This window comes from Streptomyces sp. NPDC001728, assembly GCF_040297565.1.
Lineage (GTDB): Bacteria > Actinomycetota > Actinomycetes > Streptomycetales > Streptomycetaceae > Streptomyces.
In genome coordinates this window covers 80179-95326 of record NZ_JBEOZK010000008.1, presented here as the reverse complement: position 1 = coordinate 95326, position 15148 = coordinate 80179, and the positions used below count along the sequence as shown (strand labels likewise).

General features: G+C 71.8%; 15 protein-coding genes and 1 tRNA gene. 8 read left to right on the top strand and 8 right to left on the bottom strand.

Annotation, left to right across the window (positions count from 1 at the left end):
• Positions 1-55: 55 nt before the first annotated feature.
• The 3 genes from ABT154_RS14595 to ABT154_RS14585 all read left to right on the top strand — a co-directional run bounded on the left by ABT154_RS14595 (position 56) and on the right by ABT154_RS14585 (position 3850).
• The gene (locus ABT154_RS14595) at positions 56-757 is read left to right on the top strand and encodes a response regulator transcription factor (RefSeq protein ID WP_351857029.1); all 702 of its coding nucleotides are present in this window, start codon (positions 56-58) and stop codon (positions 755-757) included.
• Positions 754-2160 carry a sensor histidine kinase gene (locus ABT154_RS14590; protein WP_351857027.1) on the top strand — a complete coding sequence of 469 codons (1407 nt, stop codon included), beginning with the start codon at positions 754-756 and terminating at the stop codon, positions 2158-2160. Before ABT154_RS14595 ends, ABT154_RS14590 begins: the two co-directional genes overlap by 4 nt.
• 175 nt (positions 2161-2335) lie before the next feature.
• Positions 2336-3850 (top strand): glycoside hydrolase family 18 protein, encoded by a 1515-nt coding sequence (locus ABT154_RS14585; RefSeq protein WP_351857025.1) that lies wholly within the window; start codon positions 2336-2338, stop codon positions 3848-3850.
• A 295-nt stretch (positions 3851-4145) separates the two neighbouring features.
• On the opposite strand, the gene ABT154_RS14580 is transcribed toward ABT154_RS14585, so the two are convergent.
• The 4 genes from ABT154_RS14580 to ABT154_RS14565 all read right to left on the bottom strand — a co-directional run bounded on the left by ABT154_RS14580 (position 4146) and on the right by ABT154_RS14565 (position 7264).
• Positions 4146-4218, bottom strand: a tRNA-His gene (locus tag ABT154_RS14580).
• A gap of 139 nt (positions 4219-4357) precedes the next feature.
• A complete protein-coding gene (orn, locus tag ABT154_RS14575; protein ID WP_317873872.1) occupies positions 4358-4960 on the bottom strand; it encodes an oligoribonuclease in 603 nt (200 codons plus the stop codon).
• 238 nt (positions 4961-5198) lie between these two features.
• Positions 5199-6368 carry a helix-turn-helix domain-containing protein gene (locus ABT154_RS14570; RefSeq protein WP_317873871.1) on the bottom strand — a complete coding sequence of 390 codons (1170 nt, stop codon included), beginning with the start codon at positions 6366-6368 and terminating at the stop codon, positions 5199-5201.
• 467 nt (positions 6369-6835) lie between these two features.
• Entirely contained in the window at positions 6836-7264 is a 429-nt protein-coding gene (locus tag ABT154_RS14565; RefSeq protein ID WP_351857023.1) for a hypothetical protein, read from the bottom strand.
• Between the two features lie 341 nt (positions 7265-7605).
• Here ABT154_RS14565 and ABT154_RS14560 point away from each other — a divergent pair, with 341 nt between their 5' ends.
• Both ABT154_RS14560 and ABT154_RS14555 read left to right on the top strand, forming a co-directional pair.
• Positions 7606-8127, top strand: a complete 522-nt coding sequence (locus tag ABT154_RS14560; RefSeq protein WP_351857021.1) for a universal stress protein — start codon at positions 7606-7608, stop codon at positions 8125-8127.
• Positions 8128-8303: 176 nt separating this feature from the next.
• Positions 8304-8867 carry a GPR1/FUN34/YaaH family transporter gene (locus tag ABT154_RS14555; protein ID WP_351857019.1) on the top strand — a complete coding sequence of 188 codons (564 nt, stop codon included), beginning with the start codon at positions 8304-8306 and terminating at the stop codon, positions 8865-8867.
• Between the two features lie 253 nt (positions 8868-9120).
• Here ABT154_RS14555 and glmS read toward each other — a convergent pair whose 3' ends face one another.
• Positions 9121-10938, bottom strand: coding sequence for a glutamine--fructose-6-phosphate transaminase (isomerizing) (glmS, locus tag ABT154_RS14550; protein WP_351857017.1), 1818 nt, complete (start codon positions 10936-10938; stop codon positions 9121-9123).
• A 40-nt stretch (positions 10939-10978) separates the two neighbouring features.
• Positions 10979-11254, bottom strand: coding sequence for a hypothetical protein (locus tag ABT154_RS14545; protein WP_351857016.1), 276 nt, complete (start codon positions 11252-11254; stop codon positions 10979-10981).
• Positions 11255-11448: 194 nt separating this feature from the next.
• On the opposite strand from ABT154_RS14545, the gene ABT154_RS14540 reads away from it, so the two are divergent.
• Positions 11449-13083: a beta-N-acetylhexosaminidase gene (locus tag ABT154_RS14540; RefSeq protein ID WP_351857014.1), complete on the top strand. Its 1635-nt coding sequence runs from the start codon at positions 11449-11451 to the stop codon at positions 13081-13083.
• A gap of 64 nt (positions 13084-13147) precedes the next feature.
• On the opposite strand, the gene ABT154_RS14535 is transcribed toward ABT154_RS14540, so the two are convergent.
• Together ABT154_RS14535 and ABT154_RS14530 are read right to left on the bottom strand one after the other, a co-directional pair.
• The gene (locus tag ABT154_RS14535) at positions 13148-13357 is read right to left on the bottom strand and encodes a DUF397 domain-containing protein (protein ID WP_351857013.1); all 210 of its coding nucleotides are present in this window, start codon (positions 13355-13357) and stop codon (positions 13148-13150) included.
• Positions 13354-14181 carry a helix-turn-helix domain-containing protein gene (locus tag ABT154_RS14530; RefSeq protein ID WP_351857011.1) on the bottom strand — a complete coding sequence of 276 codons (828 nt, stop codon included), beginning with the start codon at positions 14179-14181 and terminating at the stop codon, positions 13354-13356. The genes ABT154_RS14535 and ABT154_RS14530 overlap by 4 nt, the downstream gene beginning before the upstream one ends.
• A 105-nt stretch (positions 14182-14286) precedes the next feature.
• On the opposite strand from ABT154_RS14530, the gene ABT154_RS14525 reads away from it, so the two are divergent.
• A complete protein-coding gene (locus tag ABT154_RS14525; RefSeq protein WP_351857009.1) occupies positions 14287-14724 on the top strand; it encodes a hypothetical protein in 438 nt (145 codons plus the stop codon).
• Positions 14721-14954 (top strand): hypothetical protein, encoded by a 234-nt coding sequence (locus tag ABT154_RS14520; protein ID WP_351857007.1) that lies wholly within the window; start codon positions 14721-14723, stop codon positions 14952-14954. Before ABT154_RS14525 ends, ABT154_RS14520 begins: the two co-directional genes overlap by 4 nt.
• The last annotated feature ends 194 nt before the right edge of the window (positions 14955-15148 follow it).

Genomic DNA, 15148 nt, shown 5'->3' with positions numbered 1-15148 from the left:
GGCCGGGGGGTGGACATTGTCAGATGATTCCCCTGAATGGCGTACGGTGCCGCCCATGGCAAGTGTGCTCGTGGTCGAGGACGACCAGTTCGTGCGCTCCGCCCTCATCCGCCAGCTGTCCGAGGCCTCCCACACGGTACGGAGCGTCGGCACGGCTCTGGAGGCGCTGCGCGAGGTCGCCCATTTCCGCTTCGACGTCGTGGTCCTGGACCTCGGTCTGCCGGATCTCGACGGGTCCGAGGCGCTCAAGATGCTGCGCGGAATCACCGACGTCCCGGTGATCATCGCGACCGCCAGGGACGACGAGGCGGAGATCGTACGGCTCCTCCACGCCGGGGCCGACGACTACCTCGTGAAGCCCTTCTCCGTGGGCCACCTCTCGGCCCGGATGGCCGCCGTGCTGCGCCGGGCGAGGTCCGCCGCGGGGGAGGCGCCGCCCTCCCGGGTGATCCGGGTCGGCGGGCTCACCGTAGACCCGCTGCGCCGTCAGGCGGAGCTCGACGGGGCGCCCCTGGACCTCACCCGGCGCGAGTTCGACCTGCTCGCCTTCCTCGCCGGGCGGCCCGGTGTCGTCGTCCCGCGCAAGGAGCTGCTCGCCGAGGTGTGGCAGCAGTCGTACGGGGACGACCAGACCATCGACGTACATTTGTCATGGCTACGGCGGAAACTGGGTGAAACAGCCGCCAGGCCCCGCTACCTGCACACCCTGCGCGGGGTCGGCGTGAAGCTGGAACCGCCCCGGGAGCCGCAGCCGTGAGATGGGCGCTCGTCAAGGTGTCGCTCGCCGTCACCGCCATGGTCGTCTTCGCCTTCGCCGTACCCCTCGGGCTCGTCGTCAAGGAGATGGCCCGCGACCGGGCGTTCTCCAACGCCGAACGGCGGGCCGCCGGCCTCGCCCCCGTCCTCGCCATCACCACCGACCGCGACGAACTCGACAAGGCCGTCGCCACCACCGAGGACGGCGCCGCCGGACGGCTCGCCGTCCATGTGCCCGCCGCCGAACCCGGCGGTACGGACCTGGCGATCGGCACCCGGCGGGCCGGCGAGGAGGAGCTCGCCGCCACCCGCAGGCTCGGCCGGGCCTCCATCGCGGAGGTCCCCGGCGGCTTCGCGCTGCTCCAGCCCACCGCCCTCAGCAGCGGCCAGGTCGCCGTCGTCGAACTCTTCGTCCCCGAGGGCGAGGTGTCCAACGGCGTCGCCACCGCCTGGCTGGTCCTCGCCGGGGTCGGCGTCGCCCTGATCGTCGGCTCCGTCGCCGTCGCCGACCGGCTCGGTGTCCGGATGGTCCAGCCCGCCCAGCGGCTCGCGGGCGCCGCCCACGACCTCGGTGAGGGCAGGCTCGGCGCGCGGGTCCCCGAGGAGGGCCCGCCCGAACTCAAGTCGGCCGCCGTCGCGTTCAACTCCATGGCCGACCAGGTCGTCCAACTCCTCGCCAACGAAAGGGAGCTGGCCGCCGACCTCTCCCACCGGCTCCGCACCCCGCTCACCGTGCTCCGGCTCAACGCCGCCTCGCTGGGCTCGGGACCGGCCGCCGACCAGACCCGCGCCGCCGTCGAACAGCTGGAGCGCGAGGTCGACACCATCATCCGTACGGCCCGGGACGCGAAGCCGCAGACCCAGGCGACCGGGCCCGGCGCGGGCTGCGACGCCGCCGAAGTCGTGCGCGAACGCATGGAGTTCTGGTCGGCGCTCGCCGAGGACGAGGGCCGCCGGGTCCGGGTCGCGGGCGTCGAGCGCCCGGTCCGCATCCCGGTCGCCCGCCCCGAGCTCGTCGCCGCGCTCGACGCGTTGCTCGGCAACGTCTTCCGGCACACCTCCGAGGGCACGGCCTTCTCCATCGACGTCCACAACGGCGACGACGCCGTCATCGTGCTGGTCTCCGACGCGGGCCCCGGCATCGCCGACCCCGCCGCCGCGCTGGCCCGCGGCAACAGCGGTGCCCGGGACGGCTCCACGGGCCTCGGCCTCGACATCGTGCGGCGGATAGCGGAGGCCACCGGCGGCGACGTCCGCATCGGCCACTCGGTGCTGGGCGGCACGGAGGTCCGGATCTGGATCGGCCTCGACGGCCGCCGCACGGGCGCCGTGGCCGGCCGCCGGGGCCACCGCCCGCCCCGCCGCCGCGGCGGCACGGGCACCCGAAGGGCCAGCGGCGGCTGAACCACCCGTCGTTCCATCGCCGTTCCCGGGCCAACCTTTCGTGGCTCCGATCCCTTCCTTAAGCGGAGCCTAAGGATCGCCGCCCGCGTCCCCGGACGCCGATTTGTCCGCTTCCCGCTCGCTAGCGTGCTGCCCGCACCCCCTCCCCACACCCCAGCACAGAGGCAGGCACCCGATGGGCACCAGTTCGCACCGGCGCAGGGCGAGCACCAGGACGAAGATCGCGGGTGCGGTCGTCGCCGCCGCGGTCGTCGGCGGCGCCGTGTTCGCACTCACGGGTACGGCCCAGGCGGCGGCGGTCGGCGCCGCGTACACCAGGACCAGTTCCTGGACCGGCGGCTACACCGGCCAGTACGTCGTCACCAACGAGACCTCCGCCGCCCAGTCCGACTGGACCCTGGAGTTCGACCTCCCGGCCGGCACGGCCATCGGCTCCCTCTGGAACGGCGAGCACACCGTCTCCGGCCGCCATGTCACCGTCCGGCCCGCCAGCTGGAACAAGCAGCTGGCGCCCGGCGGCTCCGTCACCGTCGGCTTCGTCACCTCGGCCGCCGGAGCGGCCGGCGACCCCACCGGCTGCCTGATCAACAAGGCCGCCTGCTCCGCCGGAGGCCCCGCCCCCACCCCCAGTGGCCGCCCCACCGAGCAGCCCACCCCCACCACCGCCCCGACCACGACGGCGCCCACCCCCGCGCCCACCACGGCCGCCCCCACCACGGCCCCGCCCACCACACCGCCGCCGACCACGGCCGCGCCCACCCCCACCCCCACGGCGACTGCGACCGGCACCCCCGTCGGCGCCGCGAAGTTCGCCCCCTACGTCGACACCTCGCTCTACCCGGCGTACGACCTCCTCGCCACCGCCGACGCCACCGGCGTCAAGGAGTTCAACCTCGCCTTCGTCACCTCCGGCGGCTCCTGCGCCCCGCTGTGGGGCGGCGTGACCGACCTGGCGAACGACAAGGTCGCCGCCCAGATCGGCGCCCTGCGCGCCAAGGGCGGGGACGTCCGGGTCTCCTTCGGCGGCGCCGCCGGCCACGAGCTGGCCCTGAACTGCTCGTCAGCCTCGGCGCTGGCCGCCGCGTACGGCAAGGTGATCGACCAGTACAGGCTGACCAAGGTCGACTTCGACATCGAGGGCGCCGCGCTGCCGGACACCGCCGCCAACACCCGCCGCGCGCAGGCCATCGCCCAGCTCCAGAGGTCCCACCCCGGCCTGAACGTCTCCTTCACCCTGCCGGTGATGCCCGAGGGCCTGACCCAGCCGGGCGTGGACCTGCTCGCCGACGCGAAGCGGAACGGGGTCCGTACCGACGCCGTCAACATCATGGCGATGGACTACGGGCCCGCCTACAGCGCCGACATGGGCACGTACGCGATCCAGGCGGCGACCGCGACCCAGGCGCAGGTCAAGGGTGTCCTCGGGCTCTCCGACGCGGCTGCCTGGAAGGCCGTCGCCGTCACCCCGATGATCGGTGTCAACGATGTCGCGAGCGAGGTCTTCAAGGTCGACGACGCCACCCAGCTCGCCGACTTCGCGAAGTCCAAGGGGCTCGGCTGGCTCTCCATGTGGTCCTCGACCCGCGACAAGCAGTGCGCGGCCGGCGCGATCACCTACGCGGACGCCACCTGCTCCTCGGTCCTCCAGCAGCCGCTGGCCTTCACGAAGGCCTTCGCGGCCTACAAGTGACCTCCCCCGCCCCCGGTGGTTGACCCCCGTCCACCCGCACCCGACGACCTCCCCCGTCCCCCCACACCGCGCGCCCCGGCCGGAACCCTACCGCCGACCGGGGCGCGCACCCCTTTGAGCAGGACGGCAATGGTCTGCTCGGCCAGCCGGAACAGCGGGCCGACCGGCTCGATGCAGTGGCCGGCCCGCTTCGTGTCCTCGGCGATCTTCTGCGTCACGGGGGCGGTGCGGCCGTCGGCCCCGGCGCACAACGACGCAGGCCCCGGTTCTTTCGAACCGGGGCCTGCGCTCTGAGGGTGAGTAACGGGACTTGAACCCGCGACATCCTGGACCACAACCAGGTGCTCTGCCAGCTGAGCTATACCCACCATGCCCGGAGGTTTTCCCGAAGGTTTCCCTGACCGGCCGAGAAGAAGTCTACAGGGTCTTGGAGGGTGCTCGCGCCCGCATTGTTTCGGGGGCGCGAGCACGCCCTATGCGAGGGGGTTCACACGGCCGGGACGGGGATCATTCGGCCGGTACGACATGACGGGCCGCGATCTTCTTCGCGGTGTCCGAGTCCGGTCCGGGCTGCGGGACGAAGACCGCCTCCCGGTAGTAGCGCAGCTCCGCGATGGATTCGCGGATGTCGGCGAGGGCCCGGTGGTTGCCGTTCTTCTCCGGACTGTTGAAGTACGCCCTCGGGTACCAGCGGCGGGCCAGCTCCTTGACCGAGGAGACATCGACGATCCGGTAGTGCAGGTGGCTCTCCAGGGCGGGCATGTCCCGGGCGAGGAAGCCGCGGTCCGTGGAGACCGAGTTCCCGCACAGGGGCGCCTTGCCGGGTTCCTTGACGTGCTCGCGGATGTACGCGAGGACCTGGGCCTCCGCGTCGGCGAGGGTGGTGCCGCCGGCGAGCGCGTCGAGCAGCCCCGAGGACGTGTGCATCTGGCGCACGATCTCGGGCATGGTCTCCAGTGCCCTGTCCGGCGGGCGGATCACGATGTCCACCCCGTCGCCGAGCACGTTCAGTTCCGAGTCGGTGACCAGTGCGGCCACCTCGATGAGTGCGTCGTCCGTCAGCGAGAGCCCGGTCATCTCGCAGTCGATCCACACCATGCGATCGTTCATGCGTCCTACCTTAGGGCCTGCCCGACCATTCCCGCCGGGTCCGGACCGCCCGGCACGCAGGCTCGCCGCACGGCCGGAACGCCCCGGCGCGAACGGTCGGGCAGGCCCTGGGGGTCTTCTTCATGTACCGGCAGGCCGACGGGCGCCCGGGGGAGGTGTCCCCGGGCGCCCGTCGGCCTGCGCTGCGCGGCTCGTGGCCACGCCGGTCCTTACGAGGGGGGCCTTTCGGGCGGTCCCCCTATGGTGCGCTGCGCTGGCCCGGGAGCGACGCGCGCCCCGGAACGTAGGCGTCGGACTGCGGCTTCCCCGGTTCGAGCGGCGACCCGGGTCGCCGGACACCCGCCGAGAGCTGCGCGGGCACGACCGGGTCGAGCACCGCCGTGGCGGTCTCCCCCTGCGGCCGGCGGGCCCGGTACGCCGCCCGGTAGGCGGCCGGCGAGGAGCCGAGCTGGCGCCGGAAGTGGCCGCGCAGTGCCACCGGGGAGCGGAATCCGCACCGGCCCGCGACCTCGTCGACCGAGTAGTCGGAGGTCTCCAGGAGCCGCTGCGCCTGCAGCACCCGCTGGGTGATCAGCCACTGGAGCGGGGCCGAACCGGTCAGCGAGCGGAACCGGCGGTCGAAGGTCCGCCGGGACATGTAGGCGCGGGCGGCCAGCGTCTCCACGTCGAACTGCTCGTGGAGGTGCTCCAGCGCCCAGGCGACGACCTCGGCCAGCGGGTCGGCGCCGATCTCCTCCGGTAAAGATCTGTCGAGGTAGCGCTCCTGACCGCCGCTGCGCCGCGGCGGGACGACGAGCCTGCGCGCCAGCGCGCCCGCCGCCTCGGTGCCGTGATCGGTCCGCACGATGTGCAGACACAGATCGATTCCGGCCGCGGTGCCGGCGGAGGTCAGTACGTCCCCGTCGTCGACGAAGAGCTCCCGGGGGTCCACATGGACCGACGGGTAGCGCTTGGCGAGCGTCGGCGCGTACATCCAGTGGGTGGTCGCCGGCCGGCCGTCGAGGAGGCCGGCCGCGGCGAGGACGAACGCCCCCGTGCACAGGCCGACGATCCTGGCGCCCTCCTCATGGGCACGGCGCAGCGCTTCGAGCGCCTCCGGCGGCGGCGGCGAGGTGATCGACCGCCAGGCCGGTACGACGACGGTGCCCGCGCGGCTGATGGCCTCCAGGCCGTAGGGCGCGGTGAGTTCGAGTCCACCGGTGGTCCGCAGCGGGCCGTCCTCGCCCGCGCAGACGAGCAGTCGGTAGCGTGGCACCCCGGCGTCCTGCCGGTCGATGCCGAACACGGAGAGCGGGATGGAGCTCTCGAAGATGGGGCCGCCGCTGAACAGCAGCACCGCGACGACTTCGCGACGGCGGCGTCCGGTCAGCTTCCGTGCGGCCTCCGGTACGGCGGAGTCCTGGCTCATGACGCTAAGCCCCCCTCGGTGTTCGCGTCTCCCTGGTCGTGTCGCTCCTGCACGTTTCCCCTCGGTTTTGCACGAGACCCCAGTCTTCGGTACCCATGATCGAATCTACTGCGTCCCGTGCCGCCGGCGTGACAAGTTCTCCGTCCGGTGGATTGTCGACAAGGCCACTTGGCGTGAAGCGATCGATCGCGAAGTCTCCCGTCCGGGGGTCGCCGGGGGAGGGTCCGGTTCGGCGAACACCCCCGTACGCGGGGGGTGCGAGCCCCTGGAGCGGGGCATTCTCGGGTGCCGGCACCGGGGTTGGGCAATCGTTTTGCCAAGGACTCGCCGATGGATGGAAGTTGGCCGAAAACATATGGGTTCGGGTGTGCGAACCTGTCAACTCCACGAGGGGCGGGCCCGACGGAGGGCTCCATTTCGGACCGGTTTGCCCCCCGTTCACCCCGCTCCCCGTCCCTCGGGGTCGCTCAGACGCGGCGCCTGCCGTGCGAGACCTCGGCCCGCAGCCCGCGCTCCGAGCGGCGCAGCAGCGCCCAGCACGCGGCCGTCATCGAGACGAGTCCGGACGCGGTCCCGGCGGCCCCGGCGAGCGAGGCGCCGTAGACGACGAGCACCACCGGGACGAGCGCACAGCAGAAGACCGCCCAGCGGACGACGTCACCGGCCGGGTCGCCCGCGCCCGCCGGCCCCGCTCCGGACCCGGGACCCGTACGCGACCCGGGACCCGTGCTCATGGGTCCCGGCGTCGCGCCCACCGGTCCCGGTGTCGCTCCCGCGTCCGGGTCCCCGGCGGCGGCCCATGTGGCGGTGGTGGTGCGGCGGCGACCGCGCGGCTCGGAGAGAAGGGGGGTGGGGGCGGTGGAGGTCTGGCCGGCTGCGGTCGATGGTGCGGGCACGGGCGGTCTCCCTGCGACGGTGGGCTGGACCTGTGGCAACGAGGAGCGGAACGTTCCGGTCACTCTCGGCGACGTCCGTTTGGCCCCCGTACGGACGCCTGTAGGGCACATCCGGCATTGCCAGATCGCGAACCCCTCGGGCATGCTCCCTGGAACGCCGCGCGTGAGCGGCGGGCACGCCAGGAGTGGCACGGCAGGCTCTGGGCAGGAGAGGAGTGGCGCCGTACCCTTGGGGTATGGGCTTGGGAAGATGATTCCCGGACACAGCTCCGCCGCCACCCGTCGTTCGTCCCCTCCTTTCCCCGTCCCTTCCCACGAGGACCTTCTTCGCCGAGACACCGATGGCCGGTCACGAATTCCCCGAACCCGCGGACCGCGAGCGCGTCGCCGATTCCACGGTCGACCCCCTCGCGGTAGAACAGCCACGTCATGCCTGCGACCCGGCCTTCCGGCACGGGGTGGTCGTCGGCTTCGACGGCTCCACGTCCAGTGAGCGAGCCCTCGCGTACGCCATCGGCATGGCCAGGCGTTCCGGCTCGGGCCTGATCATCGTGCATGTGGCCAACCGGCTGCCCACCACGGTGTGGGCCGGCTGCGAGCCCCCCGTCTTCGTCGACGTGCCCGACCACCGAACCGAGGTCCTCGGCCTCGAACTGGCCTGCGCGGAGCACCTGTCGGAGGTGCCCTGGATCCTGGTCGAGCGGGGCGGGGACATCTGCCACGAGCTGCAGGAGGTCGGCCGGGAGTACTCGGCCGACGCGATCGTGGTCGGCTCCACGCACGGGATCGTCGGCCGGATCTTCGGCTCCGTGGCCGGGCGCCTCGCGCGCCGCGCGCAGCGGCCCGTGATCGTCATCCCGTAACGGGTACGGGGACCCCTTCCGCCCCTCATGACCCGTCAGATAGCAGGGTCAACTGCCGTTCTCCAGCCATAATTTCGGACTTCCTCAGGTGAATTGTGCGCTTGTGAAGGGTACATAAAGGTCACCGGAACACAGCAGCTCACGCAGTACACCTGCGCATCTGAAGGGAGCCCGCCGTGGACAACGAAGTCGCCGCGGGAAACACCACTTCCACTCTCGGACACCTGGCACTCGGACTCACCCTGCTGGCCTTCGGCCTGGGTGGTACGGGTGTCATCGACAACGTCGCGGCGACGGACGCCGCGGGCCTCGCCACCTGGGTCGGCGGGGTGACGCTCTTCCTCGTCGGCCTGCTCGCCCTGCGCGCGGGCGACAAGGGGGAGGGCACGGCGTTCGCGGCGCTCGGCGCCTTCTGGTTCACCTGGGGGACCGCCGCCGGCGGCGGCGCCTCGGCCGACGCCATCGGCGTCTTCCTGCTCCTGTGGGCGCTGCTGGCGCTCACGCTGACGCTGGCCGCATCGGGCGGCGGACTGTTCGGCCAGGGCGTGTACGGGCTGCTGTTCGTGGCGCTCCTGCTGCTCGGCATCGGGGCGCTCGCCGACAACGGCGGGCTCGGGAAGGCGGGCGGCTGGCTGGCCGCGGTCGCCGGTCTCGTCGCCTGGTACGGCGCCACGGCGGCGGTCGCGGGCTGGCCGACCTCTCTGGCCCGAGCGGGCGGAGGGGCCCCGGCAGCGAGCTGACCGTACGGGAGCGGCGAGTGAGCCGAAGGGGCGCGCGGCTGGCGTGAGGGAGAGCGCGCGGAGGTTCCGAGGGACGAGGAACCGAGCACGGTCGACCGTCGGCAGTCGCACCAGCGGCCCGGAGGCGAACCGAGTCTCAAAAAAAGCGGTCCCCCGTGCACCTGGGATGCACGGGGGACCGCTTTCGTGTCCGGTCGAACGCCGGGGGACAGGCCCGGCGCGCGGGGGCGGGGGGACAGGCCCCGCCCGGGTGCTACTCGACCGTGACGGACTTGGCCAGGTTGCGCGGCTTGTCGATGTCGCGGCCCATGGCGAGCGCCGTGTGGTAGGCGAGGAGCTGGAGCGGGATGCCCATCAGGATCGGGTCCAGCTCGTCCTCGTTCTTCGGCACGACGATGGTGTGGTCGGCCTTGGCCTGCTCCTGGTGCGCGACCGCGAGGATGCGGCCACTGCGGGCCTTGATCTCCTCCAGGGCGGCACGGTTCTTCTCAAGGAGGTCGTCGTCGGGGACGATCGCGACCGTCGGCAGCGCCGGCTCGATGAGGGCGAGCGGGCCGTGCTTCAACTCGGAGGCGGGGTAGGCCTCGGCGTGGATGTAGGAGATCTCCTTCAGCTTGAGGGAGGCCTCCAGGGCGACCGGGTAGCCACGGACACGGCCGATGAACATCATCGACTGGGCGCCCGCGTACTCCGCCGCGATCTTCTTGATCTCGTCCTCGGACTCCAGGATCTCCTGGATCTGCGCGGGCAGCTTGCGCAGGCCCTCGATGATCCGCTTGCCGTCGGTGACGGACAGGTCGCGGATCCGGCCCAGGTGCAGGGCGAGCAGTGCGAAGGCGGTGACCGTGTTGGTGAAGCACTTGGTGGAGACGACGCAGACCTCGGGGCCGGCGTGGACGTACACGCCGCCGTCGGCCTCGCGGGCGATGGCCGAGCCGACGACGTTGACGACGCCGAGGACGCGGGCGCCCTTCCGCTTGAGCTCCTGGACGGCGGCGAGCACGTCGTAGGTCTCACCGGACTGGGAGACGGCGATGTAGAGGGTGTCGGGGTCCACGACCGGGTTGCGGTAGCGGAACTCCGAGGCCGGCTCGGCGTCGGCGGGGATGCGGGCCATCGACTCGATGAGCCCGGCGCCGATGAGACCGGCGTGGTACGAGGTGCCGCAGCCGAGGATCTTGATCCGGCGGATGGTGCGGGCCTCGCGCGGGTCCAGGTTCAGGCCGCCCAGGTGCACGGTGGAGAAGCGGTCGTCGATCCGGCCGCGCAGCACGCGGTCGACCGCGTCGGGCTGCTCGGAGATCTCCTTGTGCATGAACGTGTCGTGACCGCCCATGTCGTACGAGGCGGCCTCCCACTCCACGGTCTCCGGGGTGGCGGTGGTGGACGCGCCCGAGGTCGTGTACGTACGGAAGTCGTCGGCCTTGAGGGTGGCCATCTCGCCGTCGTCGAGGGTGACGACCTGGCGGGTGTGGGCGATCAGCGCGGCGACGTCGGAGGCGACGAGCATCTCCTTCTCGCCGATGCCGAGGATGACCGGGGAGCCGTTGCGGGCCACGACGATACGGTCGTTGAAGTCGGCGTGCATCACGGCGATGCCGTAGGTGCCCTCGATGACCTTGAGCGCCTCGCGGACCTTCTCCTCGAGGGTGTCGGCCTGGGAGCGGGCGATGAGGTGGGTGATGACCTCGGTGTCCGTCTCGGAGGCGAAGACGACGCCGTCGGCCTCCAGCTTGGCGCGGAGCTCCTGGGCGTTGTCGACGATGCCGTTGTGGACGACCGCGACCTTGTTCTCGGGGTCCAGGTGCGGGTGCGAGTTGACGTCGCTCGGCGCGCCGTGGGTGGCCCAGCGGGTGTGGGCGATGCCGGTGGTGCCGGTGAAGCGCTTGGGAACCTTGGCCTCCAGGTCACGGACCCGGCCCTTGGCCTTGACCATCTTCAGGCCGGAGGCCTTCGGGCTGGTGACGACCATGCCGGCGGAGTCGTATCCCCGGTACTCCAGACGCGCCAGGCCCTCAAGGAGCAGGGGGGCGACGTCGCGCTTTCCGATGTAACCGACAATTCCGCACATAAAGGTGAAACCCCTCCAGGTTGGTGAGTGTGCCCGCGCCTCAGCCGTAGACGATGCGGCGCAGCTGCCGGAGCGAGAGCTCCGGTGGTGCCACCGCCCGGTGCGGCAGCTCCGTCGCGATCCGTTCGAAGATCTCGGCGTTCACCGCCCCGCCGGACTGCAGCTCGCGGTGGCGGCGGCGGACGAAGTCCTCGGTCGACTCGTCGAAGTACGCCAGGACGTCGAGGATCACCCGGGTGGCCTCACCGCGCTGGAGCGCGGTGCTGCGGACCAGGTGGTCGATGAGGTCGTCGTGCGACGGTCGGCGTTCGAGCACCCGTGAATACTGAGGGGTCAACCCCGCCTTTCGCAAGAATCCTGCCCGATATCGGGCAGGCGTGTCATGATCCAGGGCTTTCGGGTGTGGCTTGGTCCAGACCTTGACCGTTCGGAGTCCCAGCGGTACGCATGGTGACGGTTCGGATATACAAGTCGACAGACGCGCCCAACCGATCGAAGGGGACCCAGCCTGTGAGACAGCGCCGAAGGATTCCGCGCCTGGTCGGATCACTGCTCCTGGTCGCCGCCGCCGGGGTCGGCTGCGGGGAGGCCATCGCCGACAGCCGGACGGACGGCAGGAACGGCGGCGCCGCCGCCGAGCCCGAGGTCCGCCCGCTCGGCCGCATCGTGCCCGTACCCGCGTCCGTCACTCCCGAGGGCGAGCCCTACACCCTGACCCACACCACCCGCATCGGCGTCGACGGGACCTCCCGCGAGTCCCGGGACGTGGGCCGCTACCTCGCCGGACTCCTCCGCCCCGCCACCGGCTTCCCACTGCCCGTCGTCGACGAGGCCGGGGCCCGCGGCGGCATCCGCCTCCGCCTCGACCCCGACGACACCGCGCTCGGTGACGAGGGCTACCGGCTGCACTCCGCGCCCGACGGCCTCACCCTCACGGCCCATGCCCCCGCGGGCCTCTTCCGCGGCGTCCAGACCCTCCGCCAGCAGCTCCCCGCCGCCGTCGAGCGCCGCAGCGTCCAGACCGGGCCCTGGAAGATCGCCGGCGGCACCATCACCGACACCCCGCGCTACGGCTACCGGGGCGCCATGCTCGACGTCGCCCGTCACTTCTTCACCGTCGACGAGGTGAAGCGGTACATCGACCAGCTCGCCCTCTACAAGGTCAACACCCTCCATCTGCACCTCTCCGACGACCAGGGCTGGCGCATCGCCATCGACTCCTGGCCCCGCCTCGCCACCTACGGCGGTTCCACCGAGGTCGGCGGCGGCCCCGGCGGGTACTACACCAAGGAGGAGTACAAGGAGATCGTCCGGTACGCGGCCTCCCGCTACCAGGAGGTCATCCCCGAGATCGACATGCCGGGCCACACCTTCGCGGCCCTCGCCTCCTACGCCGAGCTCAACTGCGACGGCGTCGCCCCGCCGCTCTACACCGGCATCAAGGTCGGCCTCAGCTCGCTCTGCGCGCCGAAGCCCGTCACGTACGACTTCGTCGACGACGTGATCCGTGAGATCGCCGCGCTGACCCCCGGCCGGTACCTCCACATCGGCGGCGACGAGGCGCACTCCACCAGCCACGCGGACTACGTGGCCTTCATGGACAAGGTGCAGCCGGTCGTCGGCAAGTACGGCAAGAAGGTCGTCGGCTGGCACCAGCTGACCGGCACGACGCCCGCGCCCGGCGCGCTCGTCCAGTACTGGGGCCTCGACCGCACGCCCGCCGCGGAGAAGGAGCGGGTCGCCGCCGCCGCGCGCGCGGGCGCCGGGCTGATCCTGTCGCCCGCCGACCGCACGTACCTCGACATGAAGTACACGAAGGACACCCGCCTGGGCCTGGCCTGGGCCGGTTACGTGGAGGTCCGCAAGTCCTACGACTGGAACCCGGCGACGTATCTGCCGGGAGCCCCGGAGGAAGCCGTCCGAGGCGTCGAGGCCCCCCTGTGGACGGAGACCCTGGCCACGACGGACGACCTCGACGTGATGGCCTTCCCGCGCCTTCCGGGCGTGGCGGAACTGGGCTGGTCCCCGGCGTCCACCCACGACTGGGACACGTACAAGGAACGCCTGGCGGAACAGGCCCCACGCTTCAGGGCCCTGGGCATCGACTGGTACCGCTCCCCGGAGGTGCCCTGGCCGGCGGAGTAGCCGACCGGTGTGTGCGGAACGCCCGGCTGGGTTCCCGGCCGGGCGTTCCGCGTATGTGCGCGGGTCAGGCGGCGCCGAGCCCGCCGTCCTTGACGCCGGCCACGAACGCCGCGAACGCGACGGTGGAGACGTCCAGGGTCGGGCCGGTGGGGCGCTTGGAGTCACGGACGGGGACCGAGCCTCGGGAGTCGGCCAGGTTGGTGGCGACCTCGATGCACTGACCGCCGTTGTCGCTGTACGAGGACGTGAACCAGCGGGGGGATTCGGTCGTCACGGAGAGCCCTTTCGTACCTTGTGGATCGCGGCCACGGATTCCGCCTGGGAGGGCGCTTCGGCCTGCAGCTGATGGTAGGCCGTCAGCATGGGGAGTACCGATGCGATTTCGCGGTCCAGATGGCCCCGTTGGGCCGATTCCGCGTACGACATCAGGGAGCGATCCGGCAGCGTCAGCACGGTGATCGGCAGGTTGAACGGGCGCCGGATCCCCATCTCGAACGGCGCGATCTGCAGCACGGTGTTCGGCAGTTCCGCGAACTCGATCAGACGCTTCAACTGCGCTTCCATGACGGCCGGCTTGCCGATGGGGCGACGGATGCAGCCTTCGTCCAGGACGACGAAGAGCAGCGGGGGAGGTGTGCGGAGCAGCGCGGCCTGTCGTTCCGTGACGACCGCCACCCGCTCCTGGGCCTGCTCCGAGGCGATGGCTCCCCGCTTGACGGCGCTCTCGGCCAGCACGGTCGCGTACTCCGGCGTCTGCAGCAGACCGGGGATGACGCCGACCTCGTACAGCCGGATCTCCGCAGCCCGGCCCTCGTGCTCCACGTACTCCGGGAAGCCTTCCAGCAGCGCCCCCTGGCGCATCTCGCGCCACTCGCGCTCGAACGAATCGTCCGTTCCCAAGGCCAGGTCCGCGCGCCGCGCGAGGCGCAAAGTTGGCATCTTGCGGCCCGTTTCTACGGAGGAGAGATGTGTCCCCGAGTACCCCATCCGCGTGCCCAGCTCTTCCTGGGACCAGCCGCGCTCCTCGCGTAACCGGCGCAGACGTGCGCCGAACGCCGCCTGCGGAGAGCTCTCCGGGTCCAACTCCTTGACGTTCAAGGGTCCTCGCCAACTTTCCGTCCTGCCGCGACACGTTGATGCGCACCCGACTGTAGGTCACTCTGAGCACCCTTGGTAGTGGAGTCGCTACGCAGAGGAGTGGTCATGTCCGTACGCAACGTCCCCCCGCCCCCGGATCCACCCACCGCCGGCGCCTTCGTGGCCGACACCGGCAGCGGCGTGACGCGACTCGGCAGGGTGTCGCGCAGCCAGGCCGGAAGCATCTACTTGCGCCCGCCGGGCGGCGGCGCCGAGTGGGCCGCCTCGCCCGAGAGCCTGCGGGCGCCCACCGAGGACGAGTGGGCGCGCATCCGGATCCTCATCACCCCCGTACCGCCGGCCCTCGTCCTCTCCGCCGACCACGGACTTCGCCCCCGGCCCGAGCCCGTCCCGGACTGCACCCCGTGCGCGTACCTCGTCCAGTGGTTCGACCGCTACACCGGTACGGGCCCGCAGCACGACGAATCCGCCGCCGTGGACTGCGTCGTGGAGATCCGCAACCACCCGCACGACCCGCCGAAGATGCGGATCGTGGCCCCGTGACGGCGGCACCGGTGGACGTACCCGTCACACACCGGATCGGCCCGCACCCGCAGGGGGAGGCCGCCGCGACGGCCTCCTGCCTGGACGGCGCGTGCACCTGGGAGACGCAGCCGACGCCCGCGCCGCCGGGCGTGAACGGCGCGTGCCTGGCGCATGCCGTCGCGACCGGGCACGACACCTTCGCCGTGACGGTCGAGTACGTCGCCCTGGTCACGGGCGGGCCTCGATGAGGCTCCACGCCGTGGCCGTCACGACCGTGGGCTTCATCGCCGCTCTCGCCATGGCTCTCGTCCTCAGCCGGTGACCTCGGACGGCTCCGCGCGCCCCTTCCTCAAGGGGAAACGAGGGGAATCTCTACCCGGAGCGGTTCCGTCCGGGTCGGATCGTCCAGGACGACGACGAGCGCGGCCGGGGCACTCGCGGT

Excerpts from the sequence above, each read along its gene's own strand:
- ABT154_RS14595 (WP_351857029.1), top strand. The coding sequence starts at position 56 with ATGGCAAGTGTGCTCGTGGTCGAGGACGACCAGTTCGTGCGCTCCGCC.
- ABT154_RS14585 (WP_351857025.1), top strand. The coding sequence starts at position 2,336 with ATGGGCACCAGTTCGCACCGGCGCAGGGCGAGCACCAGGACGAAGATC.
- orn (WP_317873872.1), bottom strand. The coding sequence starts at position 4,960 with ATGAACGATCGCATGGTGTGGATCGACTGCGAGATGACCGGGCTCTCG.
- ABT154_RS14570 (WP_317873871.1), bottom strand. The coding sequence starts at position 6,368 with ATGAGCCAGGACTCCGCCGTACCGGAGGCCGCACGGAAGCTGACCGGA.
- ABT154_RS14560 (WP_351857021.1), top strand. The coding sequence starts at position 7,606 with ATGGCCGGTCACGAATTCCCCGAACCCGCGGACCGCGAGCGCGTCGCC.
- glmS (WP_351857017.1), bottom strand. The coding sequence starts at position 10,938 with ATGTGCGGAATTGTCGGTTACATCGGAAAGCGCGACGTCGCCCCCCTG.
- ABT154_RS14525 (WP_351857009.1), top strand. The coding sequence starts at position 14,287 with ATGTCCGTACGCAACGTCCCCCCGCCCCCGGATCCACCCACCGCCGGC.